Origin of the sequence: Streptomyces caniferus (assembly GCF_009811555.1) — a bacterium.
Classification (GTDB): domain Bacteria; phylum Actinomycetota; class Actinomycetes; order Streptomycetales; family Streptomycetaceae; genus Streptomyces; species Streptomyces caniferus.
On the sequence record NZ_BLIN01000003.1, the window covers coordinates 973,042 to 992,620 of the forward strand.

16 protein-coding genes are annotated in these 19,579 nt (G+C 72.1%); 7 read left to right on the forward strand and 9 right to left on the reverse strand.

Annotation, left to right across the window (positions count from 1 at the left end):
* The first annotated feature begins 243 nt into the window (after positions 1-243).
* The 5 genes from Scani_RS12965 (at position 244) to Scani_RS12985 (ending at position 8,017) form a co-directional block, all read left to right on the forward strand.
* Entirely contained in the window at positions 244-1,539 is a 1,296-nt protein-coding gene (locus Scani_RS12965; RefSeq protein WP_159474119.1) for an NsdA family TPR-like regulatory protein, read from the forward strand.
* Entirely contained in the window at positions 1,463-2,647 is a 1,185-nt protein-coding gene (locus tag Scani_RS12970; protein WP_159474122.1) for a UDP-N-acetylmuramate dehydrogenase, read from the forward strand. Before Scani_RS12965 ends, Scani_RS12970 begins: the two co-directional genes overlap by 77 nt.
* 528 nt (positions 2,648-3,175) lie before the next feature.
* Positions 3,176-3,319, forward strand: a complete 144-nt coding sequence (locus Scani_RS12975; protein ID WP_159474125.1) for a hypothetical protein — start codon at positions 3,176-3,178, stop codon at positions 3,317-3,319.
* 91 nt (positions 3,320-3,410) lie between these two features.
* Entirely contained in the window at positions 3,411-6,581 is a 3,171-nt protein-coding gene (locus tag Scani_RS12980; protein WP_159474128.1) for a lantibiotic dehydratase, read from the forward strand.
* Positions 6,572-8,017: a lanthionine synthetase C family protein gene (locus Scani_RS12985; protein WP_159474131.1), complete on the forward strand. Its 1,446-nt coding sequence runs from the start codon at positions 6,572-6,574 to the stop codon at positions 8,015-8,017. Before Scani_RS12980 ends, Scani_RS12985 begins: the two co-directional genes overlap by 10 nt.
* A 92-nt stretch (positions 8,018-8,109) precedes the next feature.
* Here the strand turns inward: Scani_RS12985 and Scani_RS12990 are convergent, their stop codons facing one another.
* From Scani_RS12990 to Scani_RS13030, 9 genes are all read right to left on the reverse strand, one after another.
* Positions 8,110-8,394, reverse strand: a complete 285-nt coding sequence (locus Scani_RS12990; RefSeq protein WP_174872670.1) for an acylphosphatase — start codon at positions 8,392-8,394, stop codon at positions 8,110-8,112.
* A 61-nt stretch (positions 8,395-8,455) separates the two neighbouring features.
* Positions 8,456-9,229 (reverse strand): DUF72 domain-containing protein, encoded by a 774-nt coding sequence (locus tag Scani_RS12995; RefSeq protein WP_159474134.1) that lies wholly within the window; start codon positions 9,227-9,229, stop codon positions 8,456-8,458.
* A 167-nt stretch (positions 9,230-9,396) separates the two neighbouring features.
* Positions 9,397-10,689 carry a mannosyltransferase family protein gene (locus tag Scani_RS13000; protein WP_159474137.1) on the reverse strand — a complete coding sequence of 431 codons (1,293 nt, stop codon included), beginning with the start codon at positions 10,687-10,689 and terminating at the stop codon, positions 9,397-9,399.
* Between the two features lie 256 nt (positions 10,690-10,945).
* A complete protein-coding gene (locus Scani_RS13005; protein WP_159474140.1) occupies positions 10,946-11,383 on the reverse strand; it encodes a hypothetical protein in 438 nt (145 codons plus the stop codon).
* Positions 11,376-11,873 carry a SigE family RNA polymerase sigma factor gene (locus Scani_RS13010; protein WP_159474143.1) on the reverse strand — a complete coding sequence of 166 codons (498 nt, stop codon included), beginning with the start codon at positions 11,871-11,873 and terminating at the stop codon, positions 11,376-11,378. Before Scani_RS13010 ends, Scani_RS13005 begins: the two co-directional genes overlap by 8 nt.
* Positions 11,874-12,653: 780 nt before the next feature.
* A complete protein-coding gene (locus tag Scani_RS13015; RefSeq protein ID WP_159474146.1) occupies positions 12,654-13,865 on the reverse strand; it encodes an XdhC family protein in 1,212 nt (403 codons plus the stop codon).
* Between the two features lie 82 nt (positions 13,866-13,947).
* Positions 13,948-16,089 (reverse strand): xanthine dehydrogenase family protein molybdopterin-binding subunit, encoded by a 2,142-nt coding sequence (locus tag Scani_RS13020; RefSeq protein WP_159474149.1) that lies wholly within the window; start codon positions 16,087-16,089, stop codon positions 13,948-13,950.
* Positions 16,086-17,078, reverse strand: coding sequence for an FAD binding domain-containing protein (locus Scani_RS13025; protein ID WP_159474152.1), 993 nt, complete (start codon positions 17,076-17,078; stop codon positions 16,086-16,088). Before Scani_RS13025 ends, Scani_RS13020 begins: the two co-directional genes overlap by 4 nt.
* Positions 17,075-17,686, reverse strand: coding sequence for a 2Fe-2S iron-sulfur cluster-binding protein (locus tag Scani_RS13030; RefSeq protein ID WP_246295743.1), 612 nt, complete (start codon positions 17,684-17,686; stop codon positions 17,075-17,077). Before Scani_RS13030 ends, Scani_RS13025 begins: the two co-directional genes overlap by 4 nt.
* A gap of 376 nt (positions 17,687-18,062) precedes the next feature.
* Here Scani_RS13030 and Scani_RS13035 point away from each other — a divergent pair, with 376 nt between their 5' ends.
* Entirely contained in the window at positions 18,063-18,641 is a 579-nt protein-coding gene (locus Scani_RS13035) for a TetR/AcrR family transcriptional regulator (RefSeq protein WP_174872671.1), read from the forward strand.
* 320 nt (positions 18,642-18,961) lie between these two features.
* Positions 18,962-19,399: a hypothetical protein gene (locus tag Scani_RS13040; protein ID WP_159474158.1), complete on the forward strand. Its 438-nt coding sequence runs from the start codon at positions 18,962-18,964 to the stop codon at positions 19,397-19,399.
* The last annotated feature ends 180 nt before the right edge of the window (positions 19,400-19,579 follow it).

The following is a 19,579-nucleotide window of genomic DNA, read 5'->3' on the forward strand; positions in this document are numbered from 1 at the left end:
CAAAGAAAGGGCAGTTGCTGTGTCCGTCGTCACAGATTCACCACCGGGCGCACGGGCATTCCTAGGATGGTCAGGCAGTTCTCGGCAGGGGGCGTGGAAAGAAGCTATGCACACCGTCGGCCCGAGCCAGCTCTGTTCCGGCACCGCGCCGGAACACCCCCCACGGTCGCCGGAGCCGACCGATCCCGCCCCGGACACCACCCCATCGGCATCACGCGCCGCTGCGGTCGAGGTTCCCCGCCCATGAACGATACGTCCGTCTTAGCGTCGTGCCTGGCGCGATTATCCTGGCCGCCGGAGCGGCTGGCCCGGGAGATCAACAGAAGGTGCGGCAGCGGCACCATCAGCAGCAAGGCGCCCTACAACTGGCTGAAGGGCGCCTGCCCCCGACGCCGGCTGCCGCACATCGTCGCCACGATCCTCTCCGACCACCTCGGCGAGCCCATCGCGGTCGCGGCGCTGTGGCCCGAGCACTTCCCTACGGCGTCCTGCCGGCGTATCCCCGCCCCACGGCACCCCATGACGACCGTCTCCCGGCCGGCCGGCCTGGATCCGGTCACCGCCTCGGTGGACTGGCTGGTGACCGACGACGCGCCGCCGCCCTCCCGGACCCGTGGCGAGGAGGTCCCCGGCGTCGCGGTCGAGATGCTGGCCGCCAGGATCCAGCAGCTGCGTCAGCTGGATGACAGCTGCAGCGGCGGGCTCGTCCTGGACTGGGCGCTCCAGGACCTGAAGTGGGCGAAGAAGCTGGCGGCCGGCTACTCCTACGACGCCCCGACCGGGCTGCGGCTGCACCGGATCATCGCCGAACTCGGCCAGCTCAGCGCCTGGCTGACCGCCGACCAGGGCATGGAGGAGCTGAGCAGTTCCCGCTTCGTGGCCGCGCTGGGCGCCGCCCGTGCCGCCGGCGACCGGCCGCTCGCCGCGTACATCATCTCCTGCATGAGCTACCGGGCCGTCTGGGCCGGACGGACGGAGGAGGCCCTGCGCCTGATCCGTATCGCCCGCAAGGGAGCGGCGCAGGAGGAGATGGGCATCGGCCAGGCACTGCTGGCCACCCGCGAGGCCAGGGCCCGGGCGAGTCTCGGCGACGAAGCGGGCTGCCGGCGGGCGCTGGACGAGGCCGCCGAGCTGAGTGGGGCCGGCCGGCCCTCGTCCGAGGCGCCCTGGGCCTACTGGCTCACCCCCGCGGTCATGGTGGCCGATGCCGGGCGGGCCTGGCTGGAGTTGGGGCGCCCGCAGCGCGCGGAGTGGCATCTCGCGCAGGGGATCGACATGCTCCAGGGCAGCCAGCCGCGCAACCTGCTGCTGCACAGTACCTCGCTGGCCGAGGCGCGCCTGGCGCACCGCGAGGTCGACGGCGCCGCACAGGCCGCCGCACAGGCCCTGACCCTGGCCGAGAACGTCACCTCGCAGCGCGCCCACACCCGCCTCATGGCCCTGCGGCAGCGGTTCCAGCGTTATGACGGTGCGGCGGCCCGCGAGATCGTGCAACGGGCCGACGACCTGCTGGTGGAGGGGGCACGGTCCGCCTGCTAGGCAGGTGCCCGCGCCCTCACCGCCGCGCACCCCTTGGCGGGCCCCGGACCGGAACGGCATCCAGGAGAAACAGGAAGACATGCGAGTCACTCACGAGGCACCGCTCGCCCCGCTGACGACGCTGGGCATCGGCGGACCGGCGGCGGCCCTCATCGAGCTGTACGACCCCACGGACTTCCCCGAGTTCGTGGCACTGGCCGGCACCTTCCCCGGCGCGCCCGTCTGCCTGGGCGAGGGCAGCAACGTGCTGGTCGGCGACGCCGGATGCGACAGCGCCGTACTGCGGATGAGCACCAAGGGCGTCCGCGTGGCCGGGACCGCCGCCGACGGACGGGTGCTGGTCGAGGTCCAGGCCGGGCATCCGCTCGCCGATCTCGTCGACACCACCATCGCCGAGGGCCTCACCGGTATGGAGATGCTGGTGGGCATCCCCGGGACCACCGGCGCCCTCCCCGTCCAGAACGTCGGCGCCTACGGTCAGGAGACCGCCGACACCCTGGTGGAGGTGACGGCATGGGACTGGGCGTCGGGCCGCATGGTCGCCCTGGACGCGGCGGCCTGCGGCCTGGGCCACCGCACCAGCGTCTTCAAGCACTCCCGCCGGTGGACCCTGCTGAGCCTGGTGTTCGCGCTGCGCCGGTCCGAGCTGAGCGCGCCGGTCACCTACCGGACGGTCGCCGCCGAGCTCGGTGTTCCGGTCGGGAGCAGGGTGCCGCTGGACGAGGCGGCACGGGCGGTGCTCGCCGTCCGCAAGAGCAAGGGCATGGTCCTGGGGTGCAGCGGCGCCGACGACCGCTCGGTGGGCAGTGTGTTCCTCAGCCCCGAGATCTCCCCCGCCCAGGCCGAACGCCTGCGGGCGCTCCAGGCTCCGGTGAACCGTTTTCCCGACGGCTCGATCCGGGTCAGTGCGAGCTGGCTCATCCGGGAGGCAGGTTTCGCACTGCGCCGGCCGATCGTCAGGGGCGTACGGATTTCCTCCCTGCACTACACCCTGGTCGCCGAAGAGGGGGCGAGCGCCGCGGGTTTCACCCGGGCGATCGACATCGTGCTCCAGGAGGTCCTGCGCCGTACCGGAGTGCGGCTCACCTCCGAAATCGACTTCCTCTGAACTCGGCCTCCCCGCCGGCAGTAAGGGGAATCACGCCAGCAAGTACGTTTCACGCCCCGATGATTCGGCATTCACGCGAAGCCGAATATGAGGGCGGCAGGGCCGAATGGCCAAGCGGCCGGCGAGAGGCGCAGTCGACGGCCCGACCCGGCACCTCACGGCATTTCGCACCGCCCCTTTTCTCCGCGATGCACGCAGCGCCCTCGCACTTTCCCGGAGTACCGGCAAGTTCTTTTGCCCGAGGTGACAGTCCGGCCACTCTTGCCAGCTCACCGCCCGGGAGAACACCCTTCGCCCACTCGCCGACGCTCCGGACAACGGTGACAATTCGGCGGTGAAATCGGGCCGTCGGCAAAAGAAGTCGACTGGAAGCGGATTCCTCGATTCCGGAGTTCGCACCAAGTGGCGTACGCCTGCACGCCCTTGACACGCTCTCCGCACTACGGTGAAACGCTTCGGCGGTTGCGAAATCCCTTTGCAGCAACCGGAAATACTCCGGGATTAAAACATCTTTCTTTGGAGGGGACCATGGAGAACATCATCACCAGCATGGACGAATTCGACCTCGACCTCGACATAGAAATCACCGATTCGGCCACGGTCGCCATGAGTGCGCAGGAGTCGAAGCTCATGACGCAGGTCTGTCCGGTCACGTCCTGGAGCTGCAGCTGAGACAGGGGTGCGGGGCGGCGCCGAGGACTTCGTCCCGCCGCCCCGCACCCTCATCGGGCGAAGCGGTGGCGGGCAACGGGGCGGGAGAATCGTGGGCGGCCGGAACGACGTCGATTTCGAGTGCGGGAAGGTGGCCTTGGTACGGGCCGCGGCCCTCCCGCTGCCCGCGGACGACGCACCGGCCCGCGAGCCGCGGCCGTCCGGCGGGGACCCGCACGAAGAGGACCGGCTGCGCCGCGAGGTGACCCGGCTCGCCGCCGACGCACGGCTCATGGAAGCGGTGGACCTGGCCAGCGCGGGCCTCGCGGCGGAGGTGGACCGCGTCGTCGCGGGAGAACGGCTCAGACCCAAGTCGCTGCGTCGTATCGCGGTGTCACTGACGAAGTACCACTCACGGATGTCGCACCGTCCCACCCCGTTCGGGTTGTTCGCCGGGGTCGGCGTCGCCGGGTTTGGGCCCGCGCCCGCGCGCGAGCCGGTCGGTGGCGGGCGCAGCGTGACCCGGCCGGACGCGGACTGGCTGGACGGCGTCATCGAGACCCTGCTCGACGTCCCGGCCGTACTGGAGCGCTCGCGGCTGACCGCCAACAACCTGCACACCGTACGAGACGGCCGGCTGGTGCTGGTCGACCGCCATGACCCCACCGGAACACGGCAACTGACCGGCTCGGTGCGCCACACCCGGGTGGTCCGCCACCTGCTGGCGGCCGCGGCCCGGCCCACGCCGTTTCCCGAGCTGGTGCGGGAGGGCAAGCGGCAGTTCCCCCGAGCACCCGAGGGCGCGGTCGAGAACAGCATCGCGCAGCTCGTGCGCGGTCACTTCCTGCTCAGCGATCTGACACCGCCGCCCGACTGCACCGCCCCGCTCGACCACATAGGCGACCGGCTGCACGGAGTCGACCACCCTACGGCCCTCGAACTGCACGGAATCAGAGCCGAGTTGAGGTCTCTGGACGCCGCGCCCCCGGACTCCCGGCGAGCCCGGCTGACCGCGGTCCGCGAGCGGATGCGGGCGGTGCGCCCGGCCGCGGACGTCCTCCAGACGGATCTGGCGCTGGAGGTACGGCTGACGCTGCCGGAGGAGGTGGCCCGGGAAGCGGAACGCGCCGCGACCGTGCTGTGGCGGACCTCCCCCGTACACCGCGGCAATCCGGGCCTGCGCGACTACCACCTGGCCTTCCTGGAGCGGTACGGCACCGACAGGCCGGTACCGGTCCTCGATCTGCTCGACGAGGCCCGGGGGCTGGGGCTGCCCCGCGACCACCGGCAGCACGGTGCGCCACCGCCCGTCCCGCCCTCCCCCGAGACCGCCGCGCGCGACCGCCACCTCGGCGAGCTGCTGATGGCCGCCGTCCGCAGCGGCGACCGCGAAGTGGTGCTCGACGAGGAGTCCGTACGCGCCCTGGAACCGGCGCGGTGCGGACCGGCCCCGTCGAGCATGGAGGTGGGAGCCGAGCTGGTGGCGCCCGACTGGGACGCCCTGTGCGTCGGGGACTTCCGTCTGGTGCTCGGTCCTCATGCGGTGTCGCCGCTGGCCGGGGCGGTGTTCAGCCGGTTCGCGCCGGTGCTCGGCCCGTCGGCCGGGCAGATCCGGGAGCTGGCCCGGCACACCGAGCGGACCGCACCCCACACCGAGATCCCGGCGTGTGTCGCCTACCGGCCCAGGGTGGCGCGTTCCGGCAATGTGTCCGCCGTCCCGCAGTGGCTGTCCCACCGCATCCCGCTCGGTGTCGGCCCCGCCGCGGCACCCAGCCCCCACGATCTGCGGCCGGCACATCTCGCGGTGTTCGCGGACCCGGACGGCCTCCGGCTCGTCGACACCTCGACCGGCCGAAGGGTGCGGCCGCTGTCGTACTCGATGCTCAACCCGAGCAGCGGCCATCTCCCCTACGTGGCCCGGTTCCTGCTGGAGCTCGGGCAGGAGGGGCAGGCCTTCTGCGCACCGTGGAACTGGGGCAGCTGGGCCTCGTCCCCCGCATTGCCCCGGGTGCGGCACGGCCGCACCGTGCTCTGCCCGGCACGCTGGCTGCCCGACCGGGCGCTGCGCGCCGCCGCCGACCGCGGGGACGAGGAGTGGGACCAGCAGGTCGGGCAGTGGCGGCAGCGCTGGGACGTCCCACGGCAGGTGCTGCTCACCAAGGCGGACCACCGCGTCGCGGCCGACCTCGACGATCCCCTGCACCGCATGGCCTTCCGCGACGAGGTACGGCGGGCGCCCGGCCTGACGGTGGTGGAGCAGTACGGGGGCCGGGACGGAAGGCAGTGGTTCCGGGGCCCGGAAGGCCCCCATGCCGCAGAGTTCTTCTTCCCCGTCTTCGCCCGGCCCACCACCGGCCGGAGCGCCTCACCCGACAGCCGGCATCCCCTCCCCACGGCGACGCCCGTCCCGCCTCTGACGCACGGCACCGACAGCGGTCGTGGAGCCCGCGCCCAACTGCCCGGCGGCGAATGGCTCTACGCGAAGCTCTACGTACCGCGCGCCCGCCAGGCGGAGGTGCTGGCCCGCCACCTCGCGCCGCTGACCGACCCCGGACTGCTCCGCAGAGCGGGCGCAGACCTGTGGTTCTTCCTGCGGTACGAGGACCCGGCGCCCCACATCCGGCTGCGCTTCCACGGCAAGCCGGAGTCCCTGTGGCCGGTGCTGCTGCCCGCACTCCACTCCTGGGCGCAGGAGCGCACGGAGGCGGGGCTGCTCGCCAAGATGGTCCTCGACACCTACGAACCCGAGATCGAGCGGTACGGCGGACCGGCCGCACTCGGCCACGCCGAGCGTCTCTTCCACGCCGACAGCGAATCCGTCGTCACGCTGCTGGCCATGGCACCCGACCAGTTGGGCGATCCGACGATGCCGGCCGCGCTGGGCATCCTCGACGTCCTCACCCACCTCGGCTCCCCGGACCAGGCACTCGGCTGGCTCAGCAGCCCATCGGTGATGGAGCGCCGCGGAGACGTGCCGCGGGCCCGGAAACAGGACGTCGCCGCGCTGCTGGACGCCCACGGCAGGCCCCTGCCACCCGGCGCCGCGGACGGCTGGGGAGTGGGCTGGAGCACCCGCGGTCCGGCACTGGCCGCTCTGCACGCGGCGCTCTCCGCCGGCGGAACGGACCCGGACCGGACGGGACGGATCGCCCGGAGCCTGGCCCATATGCACTGCAACCGGCTGCTCGGCCCCGCTCCCGAGCAGGAACTGACCGCACAGGTGACGGCCCGTGAGGCGCTCGCGCTGTGGCTCGGCCGGAAGAGGAACAACAGATGTCCGTGACCGCACCCGATGCCCTGTGCGACACCGCGTCGGACCTCGCCCACCGCGTCGCCGACCTGCTGAACACACCGGAGCGGGTGGCGGACGCCGCCCGCGACGCCTTCGCCTCGCTGCCCGGCGAACTGCCGCACTCCGGCTGGCAGCCCGCCTCGCTGCTGATCGGACACCCCGGTATCGCGCTGCTGCACACCAGATGCGCCCAGGGCGATGCCCGGTACGCCGCCCTCGCGCACGCCCATCTCGCGGCAGCCGTGGCGGCGGCCACCGACGCCGGACCGGCCGCCGTCGGCGACCTGCTGCTGCCCGCGCGGCTGCACGCCAACGCACACGGCGGATACACCCGGCTGCTGGCCCGCTCCGCCGAGGTGCACGCCGCCTATGTCCGGGCGCGTGTCGCCCACCTCGTCGCACGGCAGCGGGAGCACGGCCCCGGGCTGGCGTACGGCGACTACGACGTGATCGCGGGCCTGGCGGGAGAGGGGCGCGGCCTCCTGCTGGCGGCCGATCATGGCGACGAGCCGTGCGCGGAGGCCCTCGGCGACGTGCTGCGCTTTCTCGTCGGCATCAGCCACCCCGTCCGCCCCGCGGAAGCCAACGGGACCCCGGTGCCCGGATGGTGGTGCGCACCCGACCGCTACCTCGTCCCCCGCGACCGTCAGGAGTTCCCGCGAGGCGACTTCAACGTCGGCGCCGCCCACGGCATCTGCGGCCCGCTCGCCCTGCTGTCCCTGGCCCACCGCTCCGGCCACCGGGTGCCGGGCCTGCGCGACGCCATCCGGCGGATGGCCGACTGGGTGAGGAGCGTCGGGTACACCGACGACCGGGGCATGCAGTGGCCCGGCCGGGTCGCCTTCCCGGGCCTCCCCGGAGAGTCCCGGCGGCCCTCCCGGCAAACGGGAGCACCCAGCAGACCCGGCTGGTGCTACGGGACCTCCGGCATCGCCTGGACCCTCCACCTGGCCGGGCAGGCACTCGACGACCACCGGATGACGGCCCTGGCCGAGGAGGCGATCACCGGCCTCGCGCACCGCATCCACGACGGGCCGGCGTCCGACGACCCGGGCCTCTGCCACGGCCGTGCGGGCATCCTCCACACCCTCGTCCGGATGGCCGGTGTCACCGGACGTGCAGGGCTGTGGGAGGCCGCCGACGACCTCGCCCGGGAACTCGTCGCAGCATTCGACGGGCGGACTCCGTTCGGCTACGCCCAGGTTCTGCCCCCCGTGCGGCCGCCGTCACGGTCCCCGTCCCTCTCACTGTCTCCGGCTCCCTCACCGGCTCCGCCTCCGTCGACCGTCCCCGACCGTGTCCACCATCCCGGCCTGCTGGACGGCGCCACCGGAGTCGCCCTCGTACTGGCCGACTACGCCGACGCCCGCCGGGGAGCCGCACTCGCCGAACGCCACACTTGGGACGCGGCGCTGCTCATGAGCTGACGAGGAGTCGCTGTCTTTCTGGGGCGTGAGGGTTCCGGGGGCTGAGGACTGAGAACCGGGGACTGGGGCCGGGGTCGGGAATCATCGGCGCGTCAGAACCCGCCGGGCGACGGCCGGATCTCGAAGCCCCTCGTCCCCTCCGGCTCCTCCTCATGCACGGACACGGTGTTGACGGTCGCCATCGGCGGCCCCTCGCCTGCCCAGTCCACCAGCTGCTGTACGCGCTCGGGCTCCCCCTCGAACACGGCCTCCACCGCCCCGTCCGGCAGATTCCGCACCCAGCCGGCCACTCCGTGCTTCTCGGCCGTGCGCCGGCAGGTGTCGCGGAAGAACACACCCTGCACGTCTCCGGAGACCACCACCCGTCTGCGGATCATCGGTGCCTCACCTCGTTCGCTCGTCCGGCGGTACGTGCGCAGATATATCCCGCCCCCGCGGTCAGCGGGCGGCGCCACGCCCGGACGGCGTACGGCTCACGGAGCGTCCGGCGGCCGATGCGACGCGGGCGAAGCTGGCGGCGTCGAGGACGGCTGCCGCGCCCACATCGTTGTTGAAGTACGCGTAGACGTCGGCCCGGTCCGGCCAGGCGTCGGCGATCCGTCGCACCCAGGTGGTGAGCGCCTGTCTGCCGTAGCGGGGCTCGGGTTGTGCACGGCCCCCGTGGAAGCGCAGATACCCCCAGTCGGCGGTCCGCCAGAGGGGCGTCACGGGCCGGGAGCCGCGGTCCGCCCAGCACAGCGCGGCGCCCCGCCGCTCCAGGACGGCACGGATCTCCGCGGTCCACCAGGAGTCGTGGCGGGGTTCGACCGCCACACGGGTGCCGGCGGGGAAGCAGCCGAGGCAGGCGTCCAGCAGCCCGGCGTCCGCGTGCAGTGTGGGAGGGAGTTGGAGCAGGACGGGCCCGAGCCGGGGGCCCAGGGCGGCGGCGTGCGACATCAGGCGTCCGACCGGCTCCTGCGGATCGCGCAGCCGCTTGATGTGCGTCAGATAGCGGCTGGCCTTGACGGCCATCACGAACCGGTCGGGGGTGCGGTCCCGCCAGTCGGCGAAGGTCTTCTCCTCGGGCAGCCGGTAGAAGGCGGCGTTGCTCTCGACGGTGGCGAACTGCCGCGCGTACTCCTCCAGCCACAGCCGCTGCGGCTGGTCCGCCGGGTAGAGGACACCGCGCCAGTCCTTGTACTGCCAGCCGGAGGTTCCGACGAGGACGGTCATGGCCGGATCCCTGCCCGGTCCGGGGCGGGGGCTATCGGCCGTCGCCCGTAGGAGACGCCGTACGGCGCATCCCGTCCTCACCACGGCGTCTCGCCCCCGACCGGGACACCCCGTCCTCCCCGGCGCGCCGCCTTCCCCCGGCACAGCCCCTCACGCGGTCCGCTGCGTCACCCGGCCCATCGCCCCGACAGGAAGGTGAGGGCGAAGACGGTCATCAGCGGCCCCGCGAGGCAGAGGTACACGGTTTTCACGCGCGGAGTCCGCAGACTCCATGCGGCCAGCAGGACCCACAGGGGCCACCACAGAAGTGTGGCGCGGGGGATGGAGGTGTACCAGTACGACGTGCCCAGCGCCCACAGGCTGAGGCCGACGTACACGGCCTCCGGCCAGCGGCGCCGCCGGGCCAGCACCCCGACCAGCAGAAGGCCGACCGTCATGGCGAGGAGTTCGGCCTGGGACATCAGGGCATACCCGGTGGGCAGCGACTCGGCGAAGGCGGCGTGCCAGGTGTGCTGCCAGGCTTCCCAGGGGGCGTGGAAGTCCCGGTACCAGCCGCGTTCTTCGGCATGCTTCCAGGCCATCCAGTCGCCGGTGTGGAGCCGGAGGTACCCGCTGTAGAGGACGGGTGGCAGTGCGGGCAGCGCCAGCCACGGCAGGGCCCGCCACTGCCGGCGGGTGCGGGCGGTGAGAGCGAAGTGGACGGCGAGGGCGGCGACGAGGAACAGGCCGCTGACGCGGACGGTGGTGGCCAGAGCGGCCAGGCCTGCCGCGGCGGGCCAGTGCTGCCGCTGGGCGGCGAGCCAGGCCGGCAGGGCGAGCGCGAGGAAGAGCGCTTCGGTGTACCCCGCCGCCAGGAATATCGCGCACGGCGAGACCAGTAGGAAGAGGACCGCGCGCTGACCGGCCCTCCCGTGGGGCAGATGCAGCCGGGCGACCCGCGCAAGGGCCAGGACCGCGACGGCACCGGAGACGAAGGAGATCAGCAGCCCTGCGGTGGCCCAGTGCGGGACGACGGTGTGGACGACCCGCAGGAGAAGGGGGAAGCCGGGGAAGAACGCCTCTCTGTTGTCCCAGCCGTTCCGCCACGGTCCGTCCTCACCGGGGAAGTAGCCGTCACGGGCTATGTGCAGGAAGTGGCCCCAGTCCCACTGCTGCCACGGCGCGAGGAAGGCGGCGGCGTGATGCGTCGTCCGGTCGCCGGGGAACAGCCACCGGGTGCAGTAGGCGGTGGTCCAGATCCCCAACCGGGTCAGCAGATACAGCCACAGCACCTCACGATCGGCGTGCCCGGGAAGGAGACGCCGCCGGAGGGCCTCCTGCCATGGGCGGGGCGCGCGAGACCCACCGACCACATCGGCCGGCGCCGCGGCGTCGACCGCCGCACGCCGCTGGGGCCCGGCATCAGGAGCGGCGGCGAGGGACGGGTGCTTCCGCCGCGGACGTGGCGACAACACGGGCATATGGGGATCTCCTGCTCGGATGCGGATGTGCGGGACCGCCCCGGCGGCGGGGACCGCCCGACGACCGTGATCGCCGGGCGGGTGGGACGGCCGGTCAGGGGGTGGGGGCAGCGTGGGGGCGCGGGGAGCGGGGGCTCAGGAGCTCGGCGGACGGACCGGGGCGTGCCGTGCCGGGGGCACGGTGGCCCTGCGGCCCTGCGGCCCGAGGGACCTGCCGTGCGTATATGTCTGCGTGTCGTGCGTGTGTGGTGGGGGATCAGCCCGGTGGCTCCGTAGACGGCGGCGACGTGCTGTGCGTGGAGGTGGCGGACGGCCCCGGGGCGCCCTGGCCGGTTCGGGGCGGCGAGGTGGTGGGCCCCTCCAATGAGCTCCGGCCGGGCACGGGGGCCCCGGTCCCCGGCGTGGTGCTACGGGGTGCCGTCGGTACGGGTGTCGGTGTGAGCGACGGCTTGGACGGAGAGGGGGTCACGGCCGGGACACTGGTGCCCGCGTCACCGGGCAGCAGTACGGCCGCTGCGGCACCGGTGCCGGCGAAGACCAGGCAGGCGCCGACGGCGAGCGCGGCGATCCGGCGACGGCGCAGCCGCTCCGCGCGACGGGCGATGAGCGAGACCGGCGCGGTGCGCGCACGGGACTGTCCGGTGGAGGCCGCTTCCTGGAACAACGACCGCAGCGGATCATGGGGTTCAGGCACCGGGAGCCTCCTCGATACGCGGGTCCTGCAGACGAAGGGAGAGTGCGGTCCGACCCCGGACCAGGTGCGTCTTGACGGTGCTGGCGGACAGCCCGGTCTCCGCGGCGATCTGCTCAACGGTCAGGTCGCACACGTAGTGCAGCGTCATGGTCCGCCGCTGCTTGGCCGGCAGTTGCCGCAGGGCGTCGACCAGTGCCACCGACTCGGGCCCCGGGCCCTCGACATGCGGCGGGGCACCGCTCCGCTGCCACGCATCCGCGGCGCGCCGCCGCACCCGCCACCGGCTCACCGCCAGGCGCCACGCGACCGTACGGATCCACGCCTCGGGCTGACCGCTCCGGTCGAGCTGACGCCGACGGTTCCAGCCCCTGACGAATGCCTCCTGCACCACGTCCTGCGCCTCGTGCTGATCGCCGAGCATCACATACAGCTGCCCGGTCAGCCGTGCCACCGTCTGCGCATAGAAATCCTCGAACTCCTCGACGGTCAACAGCCACTCCCCGGATCTTTTCGGTCTCACCCGGCATACGCCCGGCGCACCGCATCCGGTCTACACCGCACCCGAAGATCCCGCGTGACGGTCGTCACAGAACCCCCGCCCGCAACTCACCACAACAAGAACCGGGGCCGCCGTCTCCTACTCGGCCCGCACCTCACGAACCTCTCCCCCGCCCCGCACCCCGAGCCGGACGAACCGCCGACCAGCGCAGCCTGTAGCCGCCGTCCGGATGAATGATCGCCCCGGTCGGACAGCCGTCGGCGAAGAGACAACGAACCGCGGGAGCGCATCCGCCTTCCGTCCCAGGACAGTGCAGCAGGGTGCCGCCGCGGTACGGCGTGAAGGCGGCGTCACGTTCCTTTCCGCCGGTCGCCCTGCCCGGAGGCCGCCGTCGATGGTGCCGGCAGCGGAGACGCCGAGCCTGGACCGGCAGCCATCGCTACGCATGGCGAAGAAGAGACGGGGCGCGGGGGCGGGCGGGGCAGGCGTGCGGGCGGGCGTGCGGAACAGACTCACAGCCGCCTCTTCGTCGAGGCACCAGAGTTGGCTGTCCCAGCCGACGGCCACCCGGCGCAGGCTCAGCCCCACAAGGTCCGGACGTTGCTCACGCAGCAGGCATCGGACCGTGTACTCCTCGGTCTCGGACGTGATCCATGCGCGAAGTCCCCGTTTCCTGTGGTGTCGCTACCGGTCACTGCGGTCTCACCATGACCAGCGCTCAGGGGGTCAGGGGACATGGGTCAGGGGACAGGGGACGGTTCGGCTGCGAGGTCACGCCACCACCCGAGCCCCGACCGCCCCACCTCTCCCAGACACCCCGACCGTCTCGCCTCCCCCACGCGTTCCGACCGCCCCGTCTCCGCCCACCTCCGTATCCCGGTGTATCGGTGTCCGTGAACCGGTCAGCGGGGCGCCCGTGCCGCCGTGGCGTGCTGCGACGATCTCGGCGGCGATGGACAGGGCCGTCTCCTCGGGGGTGCGTGCGCCGAGGTCGAGACCTATCGGGGAGTGGAGGCGCGCCAGTTCGGAGGCGTTGACACCGGCCTCGCGGAGTCTGCGGTTGCGGTCCTCGTGGGTGCGGCGCGAGCCCATCGCGCCGACGAAGGCGACCGGCAGCCGCAGGGCCTCCTGCAGCAAGGGGATGTCGAATTTGGCGTCGTGGGTGAGCACGCACAGGACCGTGCGGCCGTCGGTCCCGGTGCGCCGGAGGTAGCGGTGCGGCCAGTCGACCACGAGGTCGTCGGCCTCCGGGAAGCGGGCCCGGGTGGCGAAGACGGGGCGGGCGTCGCACACGGTCACGTGGTAGCCGAGGAACTTGCCCGTACGCACCAGCGCCGCGGCGAAGTCGATGGCCCCGAAGACGATCATGCGGGGTGGCGGCACGCTCGATTCGACGAACAGCGTCAGGTCGGCCGCGCAGCGCGATCCGCTCTCCGAGACGGCGAACGCGCCGGTGCGCCCCGCCTCCAGCATGGCGCGGGTCTCCGCCACCGCGGCGCGGTCCAGCTCCGGATGCCCGTCGAGGCCTCCTTCGTACGAGCCGTCGGAGCGTACGAGCAGCGCTCTGCCGAGGAGTCCGGCCGGGCCCCGGGCCACGCGGGCGACCGCCGCCGGCTCTCCGCGGGCGGCGGCCGACAGCGCCGCCGCGAACACCTTTCTGTCCGGTGCGTCCGCCCGCACCGGCGTGACCAGGACCTCGATCATTCCGCCGCAGGTCAGTCCCACCGCGAAGGCGTCCTCGGCGCTGTAGCCGAACTGCTCCAGCACCGTCGTGCCGTCCTGAAGCGCCCGGGTGCACAGGTCGTACACCGCCGCTTCCACACAGCCGCCGGAGACCGAGCCGATGGCCACGCCGTGACTGTCGACGGCGAGGGCGGCGCCGGGGCGGCGCGGCGCGCTGCCCGCGACGGCCACGACGGTGGCGACGGCGAACTCCCGCCCCTCCTCCGTCCATCGGTTCAACTCGTCGGCGATGTCGAGCATCTCGGTCTCCTCTTGGTGTGCAGGCCGTGGGCGAAGGCTCGTCGCGCGGCGGGACGGGAGGCGAGCCGGGACGTCCTCGGACTCAGCCGGTGCCGCCGTCCCCGGTCCCCGCCAGCAGGACACGGTCCGGACGGATCGGCAGGGTCCGGTGCCGCACCCCGGTCGCATGCCAGACCGCGTTGGCGACGGCTGCCGCGGCTCCCACGATGCCGATCTCCCCGATGCCCTTGATCCCGACCGGGTCGTCCTCGTCCGGGTCGTCGACCCAGTCCGCTTCGATGAGCGGTACATCGGCGTTCGCCGCGAAGTGGTAGCCCGCGAGGTCGGCGCCGACATGGCCGCCCGACGCCGGGTCCCGGACCGCCTCCTCGTGCAGCGCCATGGAGAGGCCCCAGATCATTCCGCCGATGAACTGGCTGCGTGCGGTCAGCGGGTTGATGATCCGGCCCGCGGCGAAGATCCCGAGCATCCGTCGTACGCGGACCTCACCGCTGGTGACATCCACCGCGACTTCGGCGAACTGCGCGCCGTAGGAGTGCCGTTCCTTCTTCGCCAGCGCGCCGATGGCCTCGCCGGTGTCCGCCCGTGCCGTGATGCCCTGCGGCGGGACGACCCCGCCCAGCGCGAGCTGTTCCTTCAGTTCGCGCACCGCGGCCGTGATCGCCCAGGCCCAGGAGCGGGTGCCCATGGAGCCGCCGGCGACCATCGCCGGGCCGAAATCGCTGTCCGCGATCTTCATCCGGATGCGTGCCGGTTCCACCTCCAGCGCGTCCGCGGCGATCAGGGCCAGGGCGGTGCGCGCGCCGGTCCCGACGTCCGCCGCGGTGATCCGCACGGTGAACGTGCCGTCCGCCTCGGCCGTCACGGCCGCCGTGGACGGGGCGGCCGCCGAGGGGAAGGTGGACGCGGCCGTGCCGGTTCCGAGCAGCCAGCGCCCTTCGCGGCGAAGGCCGGGACGCGGGTCCCGGTCCGCCCAGCCGAAGCGTGCGGCGCCCTTCTCGAAGCAGGCGAGTACATTGCGGCTGCTGAACGGCAGGCCGGAGAACGGTCCCACCTCCGGCTCGTTGCGCGCCCGCAGCGCGATCGGATCCATGCCGCACTTCTCGGCGAGTTCGTCGAGCGCGGACTCCAGGGCGAACGACCCCGGCGCCTTGCCCGGCGCGCGCATCCAGCTCGGTGTCGGCACATCGAGCGGGACGACCCGGTCGACCGTGTGGTGCGCGTCCGCGTCGTACATCGCCCGCCCGAGATGGGCGCTCCGCTCGACGAATTCATGAATGGTCGAGGTGAGGCACTCCGCCTGATGGTCGAAGGCACGCAGCCGTCCGTCCGCGTCGGCGCCGAGCCTGATCCGCTGCACGGTGGGGCTTCGATAGCCCACGACGGAGAACATCTGGCGGCGGGTCAGTACGACCCGGACCGGGCGGTGGAGAACGGTCGCCGCCATGGCGGCGAGCACCGCGGGCGGGCGGGTCGCCTTGGACCCGAAGGCGCCGCCGACGTGCTCGGACCGCACCCGTACCGAGGTGGGGTCGAGCGAGAAGAGCTTCGCGAGCTCGTCCGCCACGAATTTGCTGCCCTGGTTGGAGTCGACGACTTCGAGCCGGCCGCTGTCCCAGCGCGCCATCGCCGCGTGCGGCTCCAACGGGCTGTGGTGTTCCTCAGGGGTGGTGTACTCCGCGTCGACGAGCACGGAGGACCCGGCGAGTTCGCTCTCCAGGTCGCCCTTCTCCGTCTCCGTCGGCGCGCCGAGGGAACCACCGGGTGTGTACATCCCCGGGCGGCCCGCGAAGAACGCGACGTCGTGCTGTTCCTCGTCGTACCGGACGACGAGCGTTTCGGCGGCCTCCCTGGCCTGCTCTGAAGTTTCGGCGACGACCAGTGCCACCGGCCAGCCGACGTGCGGCACCCGGTCGTGCTGGAAGACCTGGAGGATCGGGTCCGCCACGCCGAAACCGCTCGTGTAGTCCCCGTTGACCCGCGGGGCGTTGCCGTGGTGCAGGACAGCGAGGACGCCGGGCATGGCCAGTACGGGGTCGGACTCCACGGAGCGGATACGGCCCCGGGCGATCGTGGACAACACCAGCCATCCATGGGCGAGTTCGGCGAAGGGAACCTCCCCCGCGTAACGCGCCGCGCCGGTGACCTTGTCCCGGCCCTCCAGGCGGGTGTGGGCGGTGCCGGAGGCCCTCGTCAGGGGCCCGGTCTCCGTGGTCGTGGTCATCGGGCGGCCTCCTCGGCGAGTTCGGTCAACACGGCCACGACGAGGTTGCGCATCAGCGTCACCTTGCATCCGTTGTGGGGCAGCGTCTCGGCGGCTGAGAGTTCGGCATCCGCGGCGGCGGCGAAGGCCTCGGCGCTCGCCGGTCCTCCGGTCAGCACCCGCTCGGCTTCCCTCGCCCGCCACGGCCGGGAGGCCACCGCCCCGAAGGCGAGACGGACTTCACGGACGACGCCGTCCTGGACATCGAGGGCGGCGGCGATCGAACCGATCGCGAACGCATACGACGCGCGCTCGCGCACCTTGCGGTAGCGGGAGACGGCGGCGACCGGGGCCGGCGGCAGGGTGATGCCGGTGATCAGGGCACCGGACGGCAGCGCCGTCTCCAGATGCGGGGTCTCCCCGACCGGAAGATAGAACTCCGCGAGCGGCAGCTCTCCCGGGCCGTCCGCCGTTTCGTACTGGACGACGGCGTCGAAGGCGGTGAGCGCCACCCCCATGTCCGACGGGTGGACGGCTACGCAGTGCTCGGAGGCGCCGAGGATCGCATGGTTGTGGTGTTCGCCCTCGACCGCGGGACAGCCGCTGCCGGGGTCCCGTTTGTTGCACGGCTTGGTCGCGTCGGTGAAGTAGCCGCAGCGGGTGCGCTGCAGGAGATTGCCGCCCACCGTGGCCATATTGCGCAGCTGCCCCGAGGCGCCGGACAGGACGGCCTGCGCCAACGCCGGGTAATGGCGGCGTACTTCGGGGTGGGCCGCGAGCTCGCTGTTGGTGACGGTCGCGCCGATCCGCAGACCGCCGCCGTCCCTCGCCTCGATCCGGTCGAGGGGGAGCTCCCGTACGTCGACGAGCAGCGCGGGGCGTTCCACCCCGGCCTTCATCAGGTCGACGAGATTGGTGCCGCCGCCGAGACAGCGCGCGTCGGGGTCGGAGCCGAGCAGGGCGACCGCCCCGGGGACGTCGAAGACGCGCTGATAACCGAATTCCCTCATACCGTGATCTCCGCGTCGTCCGTGCCGGCAGCGTCGTCCAGATCGCTTTCGCGCCGCGGCGCGGGAGGCGACGGCGTCGCCTCGGCCTCCGCCGCCCGCGCGATCGCCTGCACGATCGACACATAGGCGCCGCAGCGGCAGAGGTTGCCGCTCATCCGCTCCCTGATCTCGTCGGCGGTGAGCGGGGGCACCCCCGCCTCGGGCCGTACGTCGGCGGTCACGGCACTCGGCCAGCCCGCCGCATGCTCCTCGATCACCGCGATCGCCGAGCAGATCTGGCCCGGTGTGCAGTAGCCGCACTGGTAGCCGTCCAGGTCGAGGAAGGCCTGCTGCACCGGATGCAGCCGCTCGCCCTCCGCCACGCCCTCGATGGTGGTGATCACGCGCCCCTCGGCGGCCACCGCGAGCTGCAGGCAGGCGACGGCCCGGCGCCCGTCGAGCAGCACCGTACAAGCCCCGCACTGGCCGTGGTCACAGCCCTTCTTGGTGCCCGTCAGGTCGAGATGCTCGCGCAGTGCGTCGAGCAGAGTGGTGCGGTGATCGACGGGCAGCGTGTGCTTCTCGCCGTTGATGTTCAAGGTGATGGCGCTGGACGTCGATAGGGCCATGTACAGCCTTCTTTCGCGTGTGTGAGGCGCGGCGGGCGTCGGGCCGCGGGCCCGGATGCCGACGTGGTCGACCCGGAAGTCGAACGGTCCCTGTCACACGAGAGCGAGAGTGTCGGACGAGACGCTCCCGGAGACAGCTCGGAAGACGGATGACGGATAGGCCAGGAAACGGCGTGGTGGAGAACGGCGTCAGCTCGGGCGCCGACGGCGCAGGCGCTGGACGACATGCAGGTCATGGTGGCCACCGGTCGCCCCCTCGGCCGGATCTGCCGCTATGGTGGACCTAAGCGGACAACTGTCCACTACCCCGAGAATTTACCGGACAGCTGTCCGGTTAGCAAGACCGGCCATCAGCGTTTTTCCGGAAGGAGGACGAGTGCAGCAGAAGAAGGACGCGCCACTGCGCTCGGACGCGCAACGGAATCGCGAACGCATCCTCGAAGTGGCACTGGAGGAGCTCACCAATGCGGCCGACGCCCCCCTGAGCGCGATCGCGAAGAAGGCCTGCGTCGGCCAGGGCACCTTCTACCGCCACTTCCCGAACCGCGAGTCGCTGGTCCTGGAGGTCTACCGCTACGAGGTCCAGCAGGTCGCCGACACCGCGGCCCAGTTGCTGGAGACCCGTACCCCCGACCAGGCCCTTCGGGAGTGGATGGACCGCCTCGCCCAGTACGCCATGGCCAAGGCCGGCCTGGCCGACGCGATGCGCAGGGCGACCAGCAAGCAGAATGCCCTGGCCGGCCTCGGCCACGGCCCCGTCACCTCGGCCGTCACCCTCCTGCTGCAGGCGAACGAGGAGGCCGGCACCATCCGCCCCGGCGTGACCCCCGACGATTTCGTACTCGCCATCGCCGGTCTCTGGCAGCTCGACCCCCACGGAGACTGGCAGTCCCGCGCCGAACGACTCCTGGACCTCGTCATGGACGGCCTGCGCGCGGGCGCCCCCGGGGCGTGAGGCGCGGTCGACCGCCGTCGGCCGCCGGCCCGGGCGCGTCGTATACAGCCCGCCCCGGCCCGGCGGACACAACGGTGTGCGCCGCCCGCAGTTCGGGATTCAGGGTTCGGGCTCCTCGCCGTGGCGCTTCTGATCGCCTTTGTCGCCCAGCAACAGCGGCCCCCATCCGCTGCTTGGATGTCACGCAGTCCACCGACCCCCAGTTCACCGTCAGTTCACCCTCTCGACACTGGGCATTCTGCGGGGGACGCTACGGGGCTTGCGCAGCATTGCCACCCCTCTTCACGCAGTGCTTTCAACTCCTGGATGACTATTAGTCGTTGGGCGTCGACCTGGCGGCCCTGGTTCCGTTGACCTCGGTCAATACCTGTACCGCATCAGCGGCGCCGCACTCCGCCGCGCGCGCCAAAAAGGCCCGGCATGGCGCGTCGGACGGATTGCCACTGCGCGGGCTTGCGCCGGTCGCCATCATTCCGTTCGGCACCGCCGGAGAAGCCAGGGCTGTCCAGGAGGCCTACACGCCCAAGGCGCGGCTCGCCCTCGCCCCCTTGGCCACCGTGCCGCCCCAGTGCACCCGTCCGACCTCGCACGAGTTCCGCGCGCCCTCGGCACAGCAAGAAAACACGGCGCGCGCTTCGCTCGGTGCAGCATCCGCAGCAGCCACGCGATCCGGGTCCGCACCGACGAGTGATTTCAGCTCAGGAGATTTCCTTCTTACGGCGAGCAGAAAACCACCAACAGCGGTTGATGGAAATTGATTCCGCACATGACGCATGGCATTCGAGCGTACGGCTGGCAGAAGAGACACCCTCAGGACATCACTCAGAAAATGCGTCAGCGGAAACGACGAGAATCCGCTGACGGTTGCGCCGAAGGAATAGACGCAAGGGAGTCGGGTAACACCGCGGCAATCTCGGCGGGGCACGGACGGAACACGG

Coding starts and splice junctions, on each gene's coding strand:
- Scani_RS13020 (WP_159474149.1), bottom strand. CDS start 16,089: ATGACCACGACCACGGAGACCGGGCCCCTGACGAGGGCCTCCGGCACC.
- Scani_RS12970 (WP_159474122.1), top strand. CDS start 1,463: ATGACGGTGCGGCGGCCCGCGAGATCGTGCAACGGGCCGACGACCTGC.
- Scani_RS12975 (WP_159474125.1), top strand. CDS start 3,176: ATGGAGAACATCATCACCAGCATGGACGAATTCGACCTCGACCTCGAC.
- Scani_RS13030 (WP_246295743.1), bottom strand. CDS start 17,686: ATGGCCCTATCGACGTCCAGCGCCATCACCTTGAACATCAACGGCGAG.
- Scani_RS12995 (WP_159474134.1), bottom strand. CDS start 9,229: ATGACCGTCCTCGTCGGAACCTCCGGCTGGCAGTACAAGGACTGGCGC.
- Scani_RS12990 (WP_174872670.1), bottom strand. CDS start 8,394: ATGATCCGCAGACGGGTGGTGGTCTCCGGAGACGTGCAGGGTGTGTTC.
- Scani_RS13000 (WP_159474137.1), bottom strand. CDS start 10,689: ATGCCCGTGTTGTCGCCACGTCCGCGGCGGAAGCACCCGTCCCTCGCC.
- Scani_RS12965 (WP_159474119.1), top strand. CDS start 244: ATGAACGATACGTCCGTCTTAGCGTCGTGCCTGGCGCGATTATCCTGG.
- Scani_RS13025 (WP_159474152.1), bottom strand. CDS start 17,078: ATGAGGGAATTCGGTTATCAGCGCGTCTTCGACGTCCCCGGGGCGGTC.
- Scani_RS13015 (WP_159474146.1), bottom strand. CDS start 13,865: ATGCTCGACATCGCCGACGAGTTGAACCGATGGACGGAGGAGGGGCGG.
- Scani_RS12985 (WP_159474131.1), top strand. CDS start 6,572: ATGTCCGTGACCGCACCCGATGCCCTGTGCGACACCGCGTCGGACCTC.